Source organism: Mesorhizobium sp. BR115XR7A, assembly GCF_020165315.1.
Classification (GTDB): domain Bacteria; phylum Pseudomonadota; class Alphaproteobacteria; order Rhizobiales; family Rhizobiaceae; genus Mesorhizobium; species Mesorhizobium australicum.
Genome location: NZ_JAIUHW010000004.1, coordinates 15,117 through 29,743 on the forward strand (window position 1 = coordinate 15,117; position 14,627 = coordinate 29,743).

Sequence of the window (14,627 nt, forward strand, 5' to 3'; positions counted from 1 at the left end):
GGAGGCACGCCAGGCCGACAGCCGCCTAGTTCGTCGCGGCCGTCTTCTTCCTGTGGGTCTTCTTCCTCGGCTTGTCGGTCGTCGCCTTCGGCGCGGTTTCGTCGTAACCGGCATAGGCTTGATAGTCCTGCGCCGTCGGCGCCGGTACGACCACATTGGAATCGGTGAAGACAAACTGGGTCGCGACCGAGGGATCGGTCACCTGAACCTGATACTGGTGGATCTGCGAATAAAGCACGTCAGTGCCATGCATGACCGCGGTGCGGATCGGCATGGTGATGGTGCCGGGCGTGAATTTCGGTCCTGGCACGATCTTGCCGGCAACCGCGATCTTCATCGTCAGTTGTCCGTCGGCACGGCTGCAATCGCGGGTCACGTCGCTGATCGACGCCTGATAAATGATCCTCGCCGAATCGTCGGGCGGCGTAGCAGCAGCGGCGTCAGCGGCGGCCTGGGCCGCGGCATCCGCAGCGGCATCGCCGGTCTTCTTGAGCTTCGGCTTGGGCTTCTGCACCTCGTTGACATAGGTATTGAAGAAGGCCGTGCCGTCGCGCACCGTCACCCTTGGGCAATAGGCGTTCAGCTGGCTGGCCAGCACCTTGGGGTCCTGCGGCGGGGGTGGCGCCGTCGGATCCTTCTTGCCGAAACCGAGGTTCAGGATGCCATTGTCGCCTGATTGGCAGCCCGCGGCGGCAAGGATAAAGCCGGTGAGCGCAAGACCCGCCAAAAAGCGACCACTTGATATACGAAACGCCATGAAACTGCACTTCCCTCTCGCAAAGCTGGTGACGTATATCAACCGCGCGGCAAAAATGCGACTAGAGCCGGTGCAGAAATTAACCACCTTGTGGTGAACGGAAAAACAGGCGGCAAACGGATCTGTGACATGCATTATGTGAGCACCCGCGGTGAAGCGCCCGCGCTTGGATTTTCCGACGCCATCCTGGCGGGCCTGGCGCGCGATGGCGGCCTCTACGTGCCGCGCGAATGGCCGCATTTCTCGCCATCCGAGATCCGAGCCATGCGCGGCCTCGCCTATCCCGACCTGGCCATACGCGTGCTGACGCCGTTCCTGGGCGGCGAGATCGCCGCGCCGGTCTTCGAGCGCCTGGTCCGCGAAGCCTATGCCACCTTCCGCCATGAGGCCGTCTGCCCGCTGGTGCAGACCGGCGCCAACACTTTTGTCCTCGAACTCTTTCATGGGCCGACACTGGCGTTCAAGGACGTGGCGATGCAGTTGCTTGCCCGGCTGATGGACCATGTGCTTGCCGAACGCGACCAGCACGCCACCATCGTCGGCGCCACGTCGGGCGATACCGGTGGCGCGGCCATAGACGCCTTCGCCGGGCGCAGCCGCACCGACATCTTCATCCTTTTTCCGCATGGCCGCGTCTCGCCGGTGCAGCAGCGGCAGATGACGACGTCGAAGGCTGAAAATGTCCATGCGCTGGCGATCGAGGGCAATTTCGACGACTGTCAGGGCCTGCTGAAAGACATGTTCAACGATCACGGCTTCCGCGACCAGGTGTCGCTGTCGGGGGTCAATTCGATCAACTGGGCACGCATCATGGCCCAGATCGTCTATTATTTCTCCTCGGCATTGTCGCTCGGCGCGCCGGACAGGCCGGTCTCCTTCACCGTGCCGACCGGGAATTTCGGCGATATCTTCGCCGGCTACGCCGCCAAGAAGATGGGCCTGCCGATCGACCGGCTGGTCGTCGCCACCAACGACAACGACATATTGGCACGCACCTTCGCGACCGGCGAATACCGGACCAAAGGGGTCTTTGCGACCACCTCGCCGTCGATGGACATCCAGGTTTCGTCGAACTTCGAACGCCTGCTTTTCGAGGCGTCAAACCGCGACGCCGCAACGGTGCGGCGCTACATGGCCGGCCTCAAACAATCGGGCGCCTTCACCATCGAAGCCGCGGAAATCGCCGGTATGCGAACCGAATTCGACGCCGGCCGCGCAGATATGGACGAGGTTGCCGCCACCATCCGCTCGACGCTGGCAAACAGCAACTACCTGCTCGATCCACATACGGCGGCAGCCATGCATGTGGCGGCGGCCAGGGCTGCGGGCACCGTGCCGATGGTGGTGCTCGGCACCGCCCATCCGGCGAAATTCCCGGCCGCCGTCGAAGCCGCCAGCGGTGTCTCGCCCGCCCTGCCCGCATGGCTAGGGGGATTGATGACATTCGAGGAAAAATACACGGTACTTCCATCCGACCTCAAAATGGTGGAAGATTACGTCAGTCGCCGCGCGCGGGCGGCGCGTTAGGGAGTACGAGCCATATGGGTGTTGAGGTAAGCCGTCTGTCGAACGGCCTGACAGTCGCCACCGAAACCCTTCCAAGTATCGAATCGGTTGCCTTGGGTGCCTGGGTCAAGTCGGGTGCCCGCAATGAACGCGAAGACGAGCACGGCATGGCCCATCTGCTCGAGCACATGGCGTTCAAGGGGACGAAGCGGCGAAGCGCCTTCGAGATCGCCTCGGAAATCGAGGACGTCGGCGGCGAGATCAATGCGGCCACCAGCGTCGAGACCACGTCCTACTACGCCAGGGTGCTCTCCGACGATGTGCCGCTCGCCGTCGACATCCTGTCCGACATTCTGCAGGAGTCCGAATTCGACCCGCAGGAACTTGAGCGCGAGCAGCACGTCATCCTGCAGGAGATCGGCGCCGCGCACGACACGCCCGACGACATCGTCTTCGACCGTTTCACCGAGACGGCCTTTCGCCACCAGACCATCGGCCGCTCGATCCTGGGTACGCCCGAAACGGTAAAATCCTTCACCTCTAAGCAGTTGCACGATTTCATAGAACGCCAGTATGGCGCCGAGCGGATGGTGATCGTGGCCGCAGGCGACATCAAGCACGACAAGTTCGTGCGCGAGGTCGAAAACCGGCTCGGCGGTTTCCGCAGCAAGGCCGACAGCACCATCCCGCAATACGCGCAATATGTCGGCGGCGACTTCCGCGAGGACCGCGACCTGATGGACGCGCAGATCGTGCTGGGCTTCGAGGGCCGCGCCTACCATGTGCGGGATTTCTACGCCTCGCAGGTGCTGTCGATGATCCTCGGCGGCGGCATGTCATCGCGCCTGTTCCAGGAGGTCCGCGAAAAACGCGGCCTCTGTTACTCGGTCTACGCCTTCCACTGGGGCTTTTCCGATACGGGCATATTCGGCGTTCACGCCGCGACGGGCCAAAGCGACATCGCCAAGCTGGTGCCTGTCATCATCGACGAGTTGCAGAAGGCCGGCGAGAGCATCCTGCAGGAAGAGCTCGACCGTGCGCGCGCCCAATATCGGGCCGGCCTGATCATGTCGGCCGAAAGCCCGGCCAGCCGCGCCTCGCAGATCGCGCGGCAACTACTCCTTTTCGGCAGGCCGATCGCGAAGGAAGAGCTGATGGAGCGCCTGGCGGCGCTGACGATCGAGCGCCTTACCGACCTGTCGTCGCGGATGTTCTCGACCAAGCCGACGCTTACCGCTGTCGGGCCCGTGGGTACGCTGGCACCATATGAAGCGATCCTCGATTCGCTTCCGGGCACGCAGACCACGGCCCGCAGGCTCGCCGTCTAAGTCCCAAGCGCCGTGTTCGCGCTCCCTTTCTTTCGCCGTGACCTGCCGGCACTGAAGGGCAACCTCGTCACGCTGCGCGTGCCGTTCACCAACGACTACCGCGAGTGGTCGGCGGTGCGCGGCGAAAGCCGGGCGTTCCTGGAGCCATGGGAGCCGCGCTGGACCCCGGACGAACTCGACCGCACGGCATGGCGCCTGCGCATCAGCCGCTATCGCGAGGACTACGCACAGGGAACCGCGATCGCCTTCTTCATCTTCGAGAAGGCGAGCGGCAAGCTCGCGGGCGGCATTACGCTCGGCAACATACGCCACGGCGTCTCGCAAAGCGGCCATGTCGGCTACTGGATCGGCGAGCGCTTCGGCGGCCGCGGGCTGATGACAGACGCGGTCAAGGTGGTGGCCCGCTTCGCCTTCGATACGCTGAGGTTGCACCGGATCGAAGCCGCCTGTATTCCCGACAATATCAGGTCGATCCGCGTGCTTGAAAAAGCCGGATTCCGGCGCGAAGGACTTCTGCGATCCTATCTCAGGATCAACGGCATCTGGCAGGATCACTACCTCTACGCCCGGATCGCCGACGATCCGCCGGGCGCTGGAACGAAGGACTGATTTTTGACGAATTCCCTGCGAAACGGGCCGCTGTTCGCCTTTCTTCTGGCGACGATGCTGACGCTGTGCGCGGCTTCGTCGGCCTTTGCCGTAGAACCGATCAAGATCGCCCGCGACGATGTCGCGCTCGATCTTTCGCGCGCCGTCGAAATCTACCGCAACCAGGGTGAGAACTTCCAGGTGTCGACCGCGCCCGGGCCGGACGGCATCGTGCGGCGGATCGAGGTCGAAGCCAACGATGCCCGCTCGACCGGCGACTGGGCTGTCTTCGCGCTCGCCAACACCACCGACCAGCAACTCGATCGGCTGATCGTGGCGCCGCACTTCCGGCTGGTCAATTCCGGCATCTTCTGGCCGGATCTGGGTTCTACGCGCATCGCCGCCATCACGCCCAGCGAAGGCTTCGCGCTCGACCGCCAGACCAGCCCCGACGCCGACGTGTTCCGGGTGACGCTGAACCCCGGCACGGTGATCACCTTCATCGCCGAACTCGCCTCGCCGAAGCTGCCGCAGGTCTACCTCTGGGATCCGGAATCCTACAAGGATTCGGTCAATTCCTACACGCTGTTTCGCGGCATCGTCATCGGTATCGCCGGCCTTCTGGCGCTGTTCCTGACCATCCTGTTCGTGGTCAAGGGGACGTCGATGTTCCCGGCGACGGCGGCCCTCGCCTGGGCGGTGCTTGCCTATATCTGTGTCGATTTCGGCTTCCTCAACAAGGTCATCGAGATCTCGCCAGGCAACGAGCAGATGTGGCGGGCTGGCACCGAGGTGGCGCTGGCGGCGACTTTCGTGGTGTTCCTGTTTGCCTATCTCAACCTCAACCGATGGCACGGCCATTTCAGCTATGGCGCGCTGGTCTGGATTCTGGGGCTGCTCTTGATCGCCGGTGTCGCAATCGTCGATCCGGCGGTCGCCGCCGGCATCGCCCGCATCTCGTTTGCCGCGACCGCACTGACCGGGCTCGGCTTGATCATTTTCCTCGGTATTCGTGGTTATGACCGAGCGATCATGCTGGTGCCCAGCTGGGTCATGGTGCTGTTGTGGTTATGCGGATCGTGGATGGCGATCACCGGCATGCTCGACAACGACATCGCCCAGCCGGCACTTGGCGGCGGCTTGATCCTGATCATCCTGCTGATCGGCTTCACCGTCATGCAGCACGCCTTTGCCGGCGGTGCGCTGCATCAGGGGCTGTTCTCCGACCTCGAGCGGCAGGCTCTGGCGGTCGCGGGATCGGGCGATACGGTGTGGGATTGGGACGTGCTGCGCGACCGCGTGGTGACCAAACCCGACGTCAGCATCCAGCTCGGCCTTGCGCCCAACAGCCTGGGTGGTGCCGCCCGCAACTGGCTGCCGGTGTTGCATGCCGACGACCGCGACACATTCCGCACCACGCTCGACGTGGTGCTGGAACATCGCCGCGGCCGGGTGTCGCAGAATTTCCGCCTGCGTGGCGCCGATGGGCACTATCACTGGTTTGCCCTGCGCGCGCGACCCGTCATCGGATCGGACGGCGAGGTGATCCGCTGCGTCGGTACCATGGTCGACGTCACCGAACAGAAGAAATCCGAGGAACGGCTGCTGCACGACGCCGTGCACGACAATCTGACCGGCCTGCCAAACCGCGAATTGTTCATGAACCGGCTGGAGGCGATCATTTCGATCGCCCGCACCGAAGAGAAGGTGCGGCCGACCGTCTTCGTCATCGATATCGACCGCTTCAAGCAGGTCAATGACGGGCTCGGCATCTCGGCCGGCGACACCATCCTGCTCACCATAGCGCGCCGCCTGCACCGGCTGCTCAAGCCGAAGGATTCGCTGTCGCGCTTCGCCGGCGACCAGTTCGCCCTGATGCTTTTGTCCGAGCAGGACCCTGCCCGCATCGCCGGCGTGGCCGATGCGATCAAGCATGCGATCAACAATCCGATCACCTTTGCCAAGCGCGAAATCGTGCTGACCGCCTCGATCGGCCTGATCACCTGGACCTCGGCGCAAACCTCGGCCGAGGACATGGTCAAGGACGCCGAGCTCGCCATGCATCAGGCCAAGCGTTTCGGCGGCGACAGGATCGAGCCGTTCCGCCCGGCGTTCCGCACCGTCGGCACCGATCGCCTGCAGTTCGAATCCGATCTGCGGCGCGCCATCGAGCGGCGCGAATTCACGCTGGCCTACCAGCCGATCGTGCGGCTCGAGGATGGCAGCGTCGCCGGCTTCGAGGCCCTGCTGCGCTGGGACCATCCGCGCCGCGGCATGATCCCGCCGGCCGATTTCATCCCGGTCGCGGAAAGCTGCGGGCTGATCGTGCAGCTTGGGCTGTTTGCCATGCAGCAGGCGGCTGAGGATCTGGCAGGATGGCAAAAGCAGATCGGCGACGCGCCGCTGTCGGTGTCGGTCAACCTGTCCAGCCGCCAGCTCATCCGCCGCGACCTGGTCAGCGACGTGCGTTCCGTGATCGCGCGCGCCAATTTGAAGCCGCGCTGCTTCCGGCTCGAACTGACCGAGTCGCTGGTCATGGACAATCCCGAGCAGACGGCCCATGTGCTGACCAAGCTCAAGCAGCTCGGCATCGGCCTGTCGCTGGACGATTTCGGCACCGGCTATTCATCGCTCGCCTATCTGACGCGGTTCCCGTTCGACACCATCAAGATCGACAAGAGCTTCGTCGACGACAGCACGCCAAAACGCGCGGTGTTGCTCAAGTCCATGGTCAACATGGCGCATGAGCTCGGCCTTTCGGTGGTCGCCGAGGGCATATCGGACGAGCGCGATGCGTTGGAGCTGCGCCAGATGGGATGCGAATATGTCCAGAGCTTCATGTTCGGCGCGCCGATGCCAGGCGACCAGGTGCTGAAGACGCTGAAGGAGCAGTATCCGCTCACGCAGGCCTAATGCATGTCACCCGGAAGTGTCCTCGGTTCCGGAACAACGACATGCATCACTATTGTTGCGAGAGTCGCAGCGCATTGACCAATGCTGACAGCGCCGCTGGCTGAAGCTGACGACTGGGATAATACAGGAAAAAGCCTGCGATTGGCGGTGTCCATTCCTCCAGGACGCGGACAAGCCGTCGCTCCGCGATATACTCCGCGACTTGCTCTTCATAGGCGAGACCGAGACCAACGCCGGCGAGCGCCGCCTGAATCACCAGGTGAGTATCGTCGATTATAAGCGAGCCGCTGGCGTTGATCGTGACCGACTTTCTCGCCCGCTCGAACTCCCACCGAGATGGACCGCCTGGAAGACGCAGGGCTATGCATTGATGATCCTTGAGATCCCTCGGCTTTTGCGGGATTCTTCGTGATGAGAAATAACCAGGCGATCCCACCACAGCCAGCCGCAACTCCGGCGTGACGCGGACCGCGATCATGTCTTTCTGAATATACTCGCCGAGCTGGATACCGGCATCGAACTCGCCGGCAACGAGGTCTACAGGGCCTGTCGTGGTGACAACGTCGAGAACGATATCGGGGTAGGCCTGGGCGAATGCCGCGAGCCGGGGCAGCAGCACCATTACGGCGGCCGAGCGTGACATCACAATTCGAAGGCGCCCCGCAGGGCGCCGCCTGAGGCTTCGCGCTCCGTCAAGGGCAGCAGCGATTTGCTCAAGCGCCGGAGACAGGTCTTTCAAGAGAGCGGCCCCTGCAGCGGTTGGCGCGACGCTCTTCGTCGTTCGAGCCAAAAGCCGTAGCTCGAGCCGCTGCTCGAGCCCACGGATAGTGTGGCTCAGCGCAGACTGAGACACGCCTAGTTTCACCGCGGCTCGTGTAAAGCTTCGCTCCTGGGCGACCATCGCGAACGCAGCGAGTTCGTTCAGTTCGTTTCTCATCATTCATGAATATCACTCATGAGGCCTTGCTGTGCAACAGGCCTATCCTCATAGGTGACTCTGTCCTAGCTTTGATCGGCAACGGCAGATTGAGGTACTCTATGATCGTAACGTTCCGCAGCGATAACGTCCTCGGCTGCACCACCGGCGCCTGGCGGGTCTGGTCGCTCTCGGACGGCTATATCGAGATGCCGGCGGACCTTCTGCACGGCCCGCGCAACAAACCGGTGCCGCAAGTCGCGCAGGCAGGGGCGCTCCGCCTTTCCGTCAATTGCTTTGCCCTCGCAGGTCCAGGCGTTGACGGCATTCTGATCGACAGTGGAGGAGGCGGCTGGGCCTCAACAACAGGACGCCTCGAGCAGACACTAGCCGAAGCCAGCATCGATCCTGCCTCGATCACGGTCTTGGCGCTCACCCATGCCCACCAGGATCATGTGTACGGGCTTTTGACGCCGGACGACCGGGTCCTCTTTCCGAATTTGAAAGCGATCGTAATCGCCGAGGAGGCTGTGGAGAGCTTTCTCGCCGAAACAAACCTTGCGCGGTTCAGATCCTTGTTGAAGCCCGTGCGGAATGGCGATCAGGTCGCCGAGCGATTGAGAGCAGTTGCCCTGCCGGGTCATGCTCCCGGTCACATCGGCTACGCATTCGACACGGACGAGGCCCGCTTCCTGTTCTTCGGGGACATCGTTCATGTGCCGGCCTTGCAGTTTGGCAATCCCGCGTTGAGTTGGGGTTATGACGACGACCAAGCGATCGCACGCGCAACGCGCCAGAAGGTTTTCCGCGACGCGGCCGAGGCTGGAACATGGATCGCCGGAGCGCACCTTGGCTGGCCGGGCATCGGCCGCGTGATGCGTGAGGACGGAGCGTACGGCTATGAGCCGGCATAGCGGATAACAAGCCGGACACGCGGTTTCGCCTGTTTACGCAATTCCAAGCCTGAACAGCTCTCGCGCACCGCCATGGGATGAGATTGCGCTAACGGCGCAGCGTTCCGGCTGCGCCTTACCTGGCGAAGGGACCCTGGCCGGCAAAGACGAGGCTCAAGCGTGCCCGGCGGCCAGGCTGAGATGGGCGAGATCGATGCCGATGGAGGCGAGAATCCGGTCGTATTTGCGTTCGATGTCGGCATCGAACAGCAATTCCGGCGTCGCCGGGCAGGTCAACCAGCCGTTCTCAGCGATCTCGGTTTCCAACTGGCCGGCGCCCCAGCCGGAATAACCGAGCGCCATGAGCGCGCGGCGCGGCCCGCGCCCTGACGATATCGCCCGCAGTATGTCGACGGTCGCGGTCAGGCAGATGTCGTCGGAAACGGTGAGCGAGGAATCCACACGGTAGTCGCCCGAATGCAGGACGAAGCCCCGGCTGCGGTCGACAGGCCCGCCATTGCGCACGACGAAATCGCGCGCCTGTGCCGGCAGGCGGATCGCCTCCTGCTCGTTCATGATGCCAAGCTGTACCAGAAGGTCCGGGAACAGCATCTGCTGCGTCTGGTTGATGATCAGGCCCATCGCGCCTTCATCGCTATGGGCGCAGATGTAGATGACCGAGCGCGTGAAACGGTCGTCCTTCATACCAGGCATGGCAATCAGGAACTGATCGTCGAGAAAGCCGCGGCCGGCGGCTGTCTTTTTGTGGCGCAACAAATCCATGCCAGGGAAGGTAACGCGTTTCCCCGGCGCCGAAAAGATGCGCCGTAGCGGATTCGACCAAAGCTCATATTGCGAGTCCGGCCTTGGCTTGCCCGCAAAGGTCACGCAAATATGATATCAGCACGGCCATGAAATCATTGCGCGGCCACGAAGGGACGATCAAATCACCGCCATGCAAAGCTTGAAAATCCTGTTGCTCGGCGCCGCCATTGGATTGGCGGCCGCCCTCCCCGCCAGCGCCTCCTCATCCGCCTGGTACAACAGCGAAGGCGGCAAGGTGCGGCTGGTGACATCAGGCAAGCCGGACGACGCCGGCCGCATATACGGTGTTCTCGATATCGCGCTCAAACCCGGCTGGAAGACTTATTGGCGCGACCCGGGCGATGCAGGTGTGCCGCCGCAGCTCGACGTTTCGGCCAGCACCAATATAGCCGATGCGACACTGTCTTTTCCCGCGCCGCAGCGCCACGATGATGGCTATGGCAAATGGGCCGGTTACAATTATCCGGTTTCCTTGCCCGTGACGTTCACGCTGGCGGCGCCGAACCAGCCGGCGGTCATCGATGCCGACGTCTTTCTCGGCATTTGCGAATCCATCTGCATCCCCGTGCAGACACGGCTGAGCGTCGACCCCGCTTCCGATCCCGATAATGCCGACGACGCGGCGTTGGTGAAGGCGAGTTTCACCGCACTGCCGGCGGCGGCAAAGCCTGACTTCGGCATCAAGGTGCTGCCCGGCGATCACGAGACGCTGGTTGTCGAGGCAAGTTTTCCTGGCGATCCGCAAGCAGCGGATTTCTTCGTTGCCGGCGAGCGCGACTATATGTTCGGCACACCTTCCCGCTCGGAAAAGGACGGCAAGCTGATCTTCACCGTGCCGATCCTCGATCGCCCTTCGACGACGCCGACCGACGGCGGGCTTCACTACACGTTGACGAGTTCGGCGGGCGCGGTCGAAGGGTTGCTGCCTTTCCCTTGATGGGGCCGCGATGGTTGCAGGAAGCCGCCGAGTTCGTTACGCAAGCACGCGTCTTTCCCCATCCCAAGCGAGGAATTCATGACCATCTCCGTTGGCGACAAGCTGCCCGAGGCGACCTTCAAGACCATGACCGCGGACGGCGCCAAGCCGATCACGTCGGCCGAGATTTTTCCGGGCAAGAAAGTGGTGCTGTTCGGCGTTCCCGGCGCCTTCACGCCGACCTGCAGCAACAACCACCTGCCCGGCTATCTCGAGAACCATGACGCGATCCTGGCGCGCGGCGTCGACACCATCGCCGTCGTTTCGGTCAATGACGTCCACGTCATGGGCGCCTGGGCGCGCTTCACCGGTGGCGAAGGCAAGATCCTGTTCCTCGCCGACGGCAATGGCGATTTCGCCAAGGCGGTCGGCCTCGACGCCGACTATTCCGGTGGCGGCATGGGCCTGCGCTCGAAGCGGTTTTCGATGATTATCGACGACGGCAAGGTTACCGCGCTCAATGTCGAGACCAAACCCGGCGTCGACGAGTCCGGCGCGGCTCATATTCTGGGCCAGCTTTGAACTTCGACGGCCAATCACGCGAGGCCGCAATGGCCGGCCTCGCGTGACAAGCAGCCGCGCTCCAGAATTGCCGGTTTTCGGGGGGATCCTACGATGTTTGACATCTTCTGGCGCGCTGTCGCGATCGGCGTCGGCGCGACCGTCCTGATGGATCTCTGGGCCTTCTTCCTGCACAAGGCGTTCGGCCAGCCACGCCCGAACTGGGGGCCGGTCGGGCGCTGGGTCTGGCACCTCCGCGACAAGGTGTTTCACGACGATATCGGCGATGCGGCGCCCTACGCGTATGAACAGGCGCTGGGCTGGGCCTTCCATTACTTCGTCGGCATCGCCTACGGCATAATCCTGGTGATGCTGGCGGGCGCGGGCTGGCTGGCCGCGCCGACCTTCCTGCCGGCCTTCATCCTCGGCATCGTTACCGTCGGCGCCGGCTGGTTCCTGCTGGCGCAGGCATGGGCGCCGGCTGGGCGGCCTCGAAGCGGCCGAATCCGATGCGGGTCCGCGCCCTCAATCTGGTCTCGCACACGGTGTTCGCGCTCGGGCTCTACGGTACGGCGCTGCTGATCCGGTAGACAGCTAGAACAGACTGTTCAGATCCCGCCGCCCGTCGACCACACGGACGATTTCAACCCACTCCACTGGGCCATCGTCCGTGTTTGGAATCGTTTCGTAGAGCAGTACAAAAGGCGCCTCCACCAGCATTCGTGCGGAAGGCCTGATATCCGGTCGCCTGACACCCATGCGCGGCTGGGCTGCCAGCTGCACGCGCTTCTAACTGGTCGTAGTAACGATCGGCCGCCCGTATGTTTTCGCTGCCTATCGTCACGTAGATGTCGATGAGGTCAGCCTTGGCCGCGGGTGACCAGACTAGCCTAACGGCCATTCCGCGAGGTTTCCGTCAGCTCTCGCCGAGCTTCCTTTCGCAACACGTCGAAATCCACAGGCTCCGGTCTCCCGCTTGCCTTGCCTTCATCCCACAACCGTCTCAGCCGGCGAACATCGTCATGCCGCAGTTCGCGCTTGGCCAGCCAATCCCGCATCGCTTCACGCACGATCTCGCTTGCAGTGGCATACTCGCCCGCCTCCACGGCCTCGCGCATCAGGGCTGCCTGTTGTGGGGTCACAGCCACGCTCATTTTTTCAACGTTCGCCACGCTGCGTCCTCTCTTGCATTGCTCGATAGTGGGAAATATTACTCCCATCCACATCCTCGAGCAACTGCGATGTCGCGAGAAGAGCCTGTCCTTGCGCTACGAGTACGGCTGCGGTACGCCGATCAGGACAGCCTGTCGATCGGTCGCCATCCATGAATAATTTGGCGCGTGTGGGTATCGAAGGCGAAATAGTTGCCGCCGCCCGCCAGCTGATCGGCTTCGCGGCTGATTTGCCTGCCGCTGAGCGACAGTAGCAGGAGCGTACCGACACCGCCATGTCCGACAAGGGCGATGTTGCTGCCGCCGGCACCGAGGACGGCCTCGACCTCGCTCACGATGCGCTGCTGTGCGTCGATGGCCCGCTCCCAGCCACGAATGCTTTCGTGCGGATTGGCGAAGAACCGGTCGGCGACCGCCTCGAACTCCGGAGGCGGCAGGAAACCCGTCGCCGACCGGTCGTTCTCATGCATCCGTTCCCTCACCTGCACCGCAAGGTCGAGGTGCCGCCCGAGCACCTCGGCGGTTTCAACGGCCTTGCGTTCGCCCGACGACACCACACGCCCGATCGATGCGATCCACGGCTGGTTCAGCATTGCATGCGCCCTGGCACGACCGATGTCGGATAGACCCCAATCCGGCACGGGCACGCTGGCGTCGATCTGAACCTGAGGATGGGTGATGTAATAGGCGATCGGCATAACAGAAATTCTCCTGTCGGCCGGGCGCAGCGAGTGCCAGAAGCTCAATAGCTCTGGGTCGAACGACGCGCCTTCGGGGCCAGCGGCTGCTTTGCCTGGACATCCGGCTTTGGCGCCGACACTACCGGCCTGAAAGGCCCTTTCTTGAACGGCGCCATGCCTTCCCTTGCCAGTTCGTCGGCGCGCTCGTTCTCGATGTGGCCGGCATGGCCCTTCACCCAGTTCCAGGTGACCTTGTGGCGCCGGTTGGCCTCGTCCAGCGCCTGCCAGAGTTCGCCGTTCTTGACCGGCTTCTTGTCGGCGGTCTTCCAGCCATTCTTCTTCCAGCCATGGATCCATTTGGAAATTCCGTCCATGACGTATTTGCTGTCGGTATGAAGCTCGACCGTGCAAGGCTCCTTCAACGCATTCAGCGCCGAAATGGCCGCCAGCAATTCCATGCGGTTGTTGGTGGTTTCGGCCTCGCCGCCGAAGAGTTCCTTGGTGGTGCCGTTGAAGCGCAGGATGGCGCCCCAGCCGCCGGGGCCGGGATTGCCCGAACAGGCGCCATCGGTAAAGATTTCAACCTGCTTGCTCATGACACCCCGTTTTCGGCCAATCCATATTCCGAAGGAAATCTGATCGCCCGGTGGAACCGCATCCTTCGGATATATTCGGACGGGTCGCGTTTCATCACCAGTCCGCCATCGGGGACGGTCAGCCAGTCGTAAAGCCGGGTCAGCATGAAGCGTAGCGCCGAACCGCGCGCCAGCATCGGCAGCGCCGCTTTCTCGTCATCGCTCAGGGGGCGCACGCTTTGATAACCGGCAAGCAGTGCCTTGCCCTTGGTAAGGTTGAAGGAAAAATCCTTTTCGAAACACCAGGCGTTGAGGCAGGTGGCGACATCATAGGCATAGAGATCGTCACAGGCGAAATAGAAATCGATCAGCCCCGAAAGCTTCTCGCCCAGGAAAAAGACATTGTCCGGGAACAGATCGGCATGAATGATGCCCTCGGGGAGGCCCTTGGGCCAGTTCCGCTCGAAATCGGCAAAGTCGGCATCGACCTCGGCCGCAAGGCCCGGCTCGACCTCGTCGGCGCGGCCGCGAGACGCATCCCAAAGCTTGCGCCAGCCGTCGAGGGCGAGCGCGTTCGGACGCGTCATCGGAAAGTCGGCGCCGGCCAGGTGCAGCGCCGCCAGCGCCTTGCCGACCTCGGCGCAATGCGTTGCGGCCGGTCGGCGCAGCGAAAGTCCTTCGAGAAAGGTGATGATGACGGCCGGCCGGCCGGCCAGCGTGCCGATGACGCTGCCGTCATGCGCGGTCACCGGCAGCGGGCAGGACACCCCCTTGCTGGCGAGATGGCCCATCAGCCCGAGGAAAAACGGCAAATCCGCCTTCTCGACCCGCTTTTCATAGAGCGTCAGGATGTAGGAGCCGCTCGAGGTGTGCAGCAGGAAGTTCGAATTCTCGGTGCCTTCGGCGATGCCCTTGTAGGATAGGAGATCGCCGACCGGGTAGTGCTTCAGGAAAGCGCCGAGTTCGCCCTCCGCAACGTCGGTATAGACCGCCATGG

Annotated in this window: 14 protein-coding genes and 2 pseudogenes; 8 read left to right on the top strand and 8 right to left on the bottom strand. The window is 62.9% G+C overall.

The genetic code is table 11. From position 1 onward, the window contains the following. Positions 1–25 precede the first annotated feature (25 nt). A complete protein-coding gene (locus LB557_RS09540) occupies positions 26–757 on the bottom strand; it encodes a hypothetical protein (RefSeq protein ID WP_224643721.1) in 732 nt (243 codons plus the stop codon). Between the two features lie 129 nt (positions 758–886). Here LB557_RS09540 and thrC point away from each other — a divergent pair, with 129 nt between their 5' ends. The 4 genes from thrC to LB557_RS09560 are packed head-to-tail and all read left to right on the top strand — an operon-like array spanning position 887 to position 7,092. Next, complete coding sequence (thrC, locus tag LB557_RS09545; protein WP_224643722.1) at positions 887–2,284, top strand: threonine synthase; 1,398 nt, start codon at positions 887–889, stop codon at positions 2,282–2,284. A 14-nt stretch (positions 2,285–2,298) separates the two neighbouring features. Next, positions 2,299–3,591 carry a M16 family metallopeptidase gene (locus tag LB557_RS09550; protein ID WP_140617280.1) on the top strand — a complete coding sequence of 431 codons (1,293 nt, stop codon included), beginning with the start codon at positions 2,299–2,301 and terminating at the stop codon, positions 3,589–3,591. 12 nt (positions 3,592–3,603) lie between these two features. After that, positions 3,604–4,200, top strand: a complete 597-nt coding sequence (locus LB557_RS09555) for a GNAT family N-acetyltransferase (RefSeq protein ID WP_140878145.1) — start codon at positions 3,604–3,606, stop codon at positions 4,198–4,200. A 3-nt stretch (positions 4,201–4,203) separates the two neighbouring features. Then, positions 4,204–7,092 carry an EAL domain-containing protein gene (locus LB557_RS09560; RefSeq protein WP_140617282.1) on the top strand — a complete coding sequence of 963 codons (2,889 nt, stop codon included), beginning with the start codon at positions 4,204–4,206 and terminating at the stop codon, positions 7,090–7,092. A 49-nt stretch (positions 7,093–7,141) separates the two neighbouring features. On the opposite strand, the gene LB557_RS09565 is transcribed toward LB557_RS09560, so the two are convergent. Further along, the gene (locus LB557_RS09565; protein ID WP_224643723.1) at positions 7,142–8,032 is read right to left on the bottom strand and encodes a LysR family transcriptional regulator; all 891 of its coding nucleotides are present in this window, start codon (positions 8,030–8,032) and stop codon (positions 7,142–7,144) included. A gap of 98 nt (positions 8,033–8,130) precedes the next feature. Between LB557_RS09565 and LB557_RS09570 the strand changes: the two genes are divergently transcribed. Next, a complete protein-coding gene (locus LB557_RS09570; protein WP_224643724.1) occupies positions 8,131–8,922 on the top strand; it encodes an MBL fold metallo-hydrolase in 792 nt (263 codons plus the stop codon). A 153-nt stretch (positions 8,923–9,075) separates the two neighbouring features. Here LB557_RS09570 and LB557_RS09575 read toward each other — a convergent pair whose 3' ends face one another. Then, positions 9,076–9,684, bottom strand: a complete 609-nt coding sequence (locus LB557_RS09575; RefSeq protein WP_015318780.1) for a YqgE/AlgH family protein — start codon at positions 9,682–9,684, stop codon at positions 9,076–9,078. A gap of 172 nt (positions 9,685–9,856) precedes the next feature. Between LB557_RS09575 and LB557_RS09580 the strand changes: the two genes are divergently transcribed. The 3 genes and pseudogenes from LB557_RS09580 to LB557_RS09590 all read left to right on the top strand — a co-directional run bounded on the left by LB557_RS09580 (position 9,857) and on the right by LB557_RS09590 (position 11,793). Then, positions 9,857–10,663 carry a protein-disulfide reductase DsbD domain-containing protein gene (locus LB557_RS09580; RefSeq protein WP_015318781.1) on the top strand — a complete coding sequence of 269 codons (807 nt, stop codon included), beginning with the start codon at positions 9,857–9,859 and terminating at the stop codon, positions 10,661–10,663. Positions 10,664–10,741: 78 nt separating this feature from the next. Further along, complete coding sequence (locus LB557_RS09585; protein ID WP_015318782.1) at positions 10,742–11,224, top strand: peroxiredoxin; 483 nt, start codon at positions 10,742–10,744, stop codon at positions 11,222–11,224. Between the two features lie 93 nt (positions 11,225–11,317). Next, a pseudogene (locus tag LB557_RS09590) lies at positions 11,318–11,793 on the top strand (DUF2938 domain-containing protein). Positions 11,794–11,797: 4 nt separating this feature from the next. On the opposite strand, the pseudogene LB557_RS09595 reads toward LB557_RS09590, so the two are convergent. From LB557_RS09595 to LB557_RS09615, 5 genes and pseudogenes are all read right to left on the bottom strand, one after another. Beyond that, positions 11,798–12,104, bottom strand: a pseudogene (locus tag LB557_RS09595) (type II toxin-antitoxin system RelE/ParE family toxin). Further along, the gene (locus LB557_RS09600; RefSeq protein WP_140878137.1) at positions 12,094–12,375 is read right to left on the bottom strand and encodes a type II toxin-antitoxin system ParD family antitoxin; all 282 of its coding nucleotides are present in this window, start codon (positions 12,373–12,375) and stop codon (positions 12,094–12,096) included. The pseudogene LB557_RS09595 and the gene LB557_RS09600 overlap by 11 nt, the downstream one beginning before the upstream one ends. Positions 12,376–12,497: 122 nt before the next feature. Beyond that, a complete protein-coding gene (locus LB557_RS09605; protein WP_015318786.1) occupies positions 12,498–13,073 on the bottom strand; it encodes a histidine phosphatase family protein in 576 nt (191 codons plus the stop codon). Between the two features lie 44 nt (positions 13,074–13,117). Further along, positions 13,118–13,651: a ribonuclease HI gene (gene rnhA / locus LB557_RS09610; protein ID WP_015318787.1), complete on the bottom strand. Its 534-nt coding sequence runs from the start codon at positions 13,649–13,651 to the stop codon at positions 13,118–13,120. Further along, the gene (locus LB557_RS09615) at positions 13,648–14,625 is read right to left on the bottom strand and encodes a homoserine kinase (protein ID WP_140714996.1); all 978 of its coding nucleotides are present in this window, start codon (positions 14,623–14,625) and stop codon (positions 13,648–13,650) included. Before LB557_RS09615 ends, rnhA begins: the two co-directional genes overlap by 4 nt. Positions 14,626–14,627: the final 2 nt, after the last annotated feature.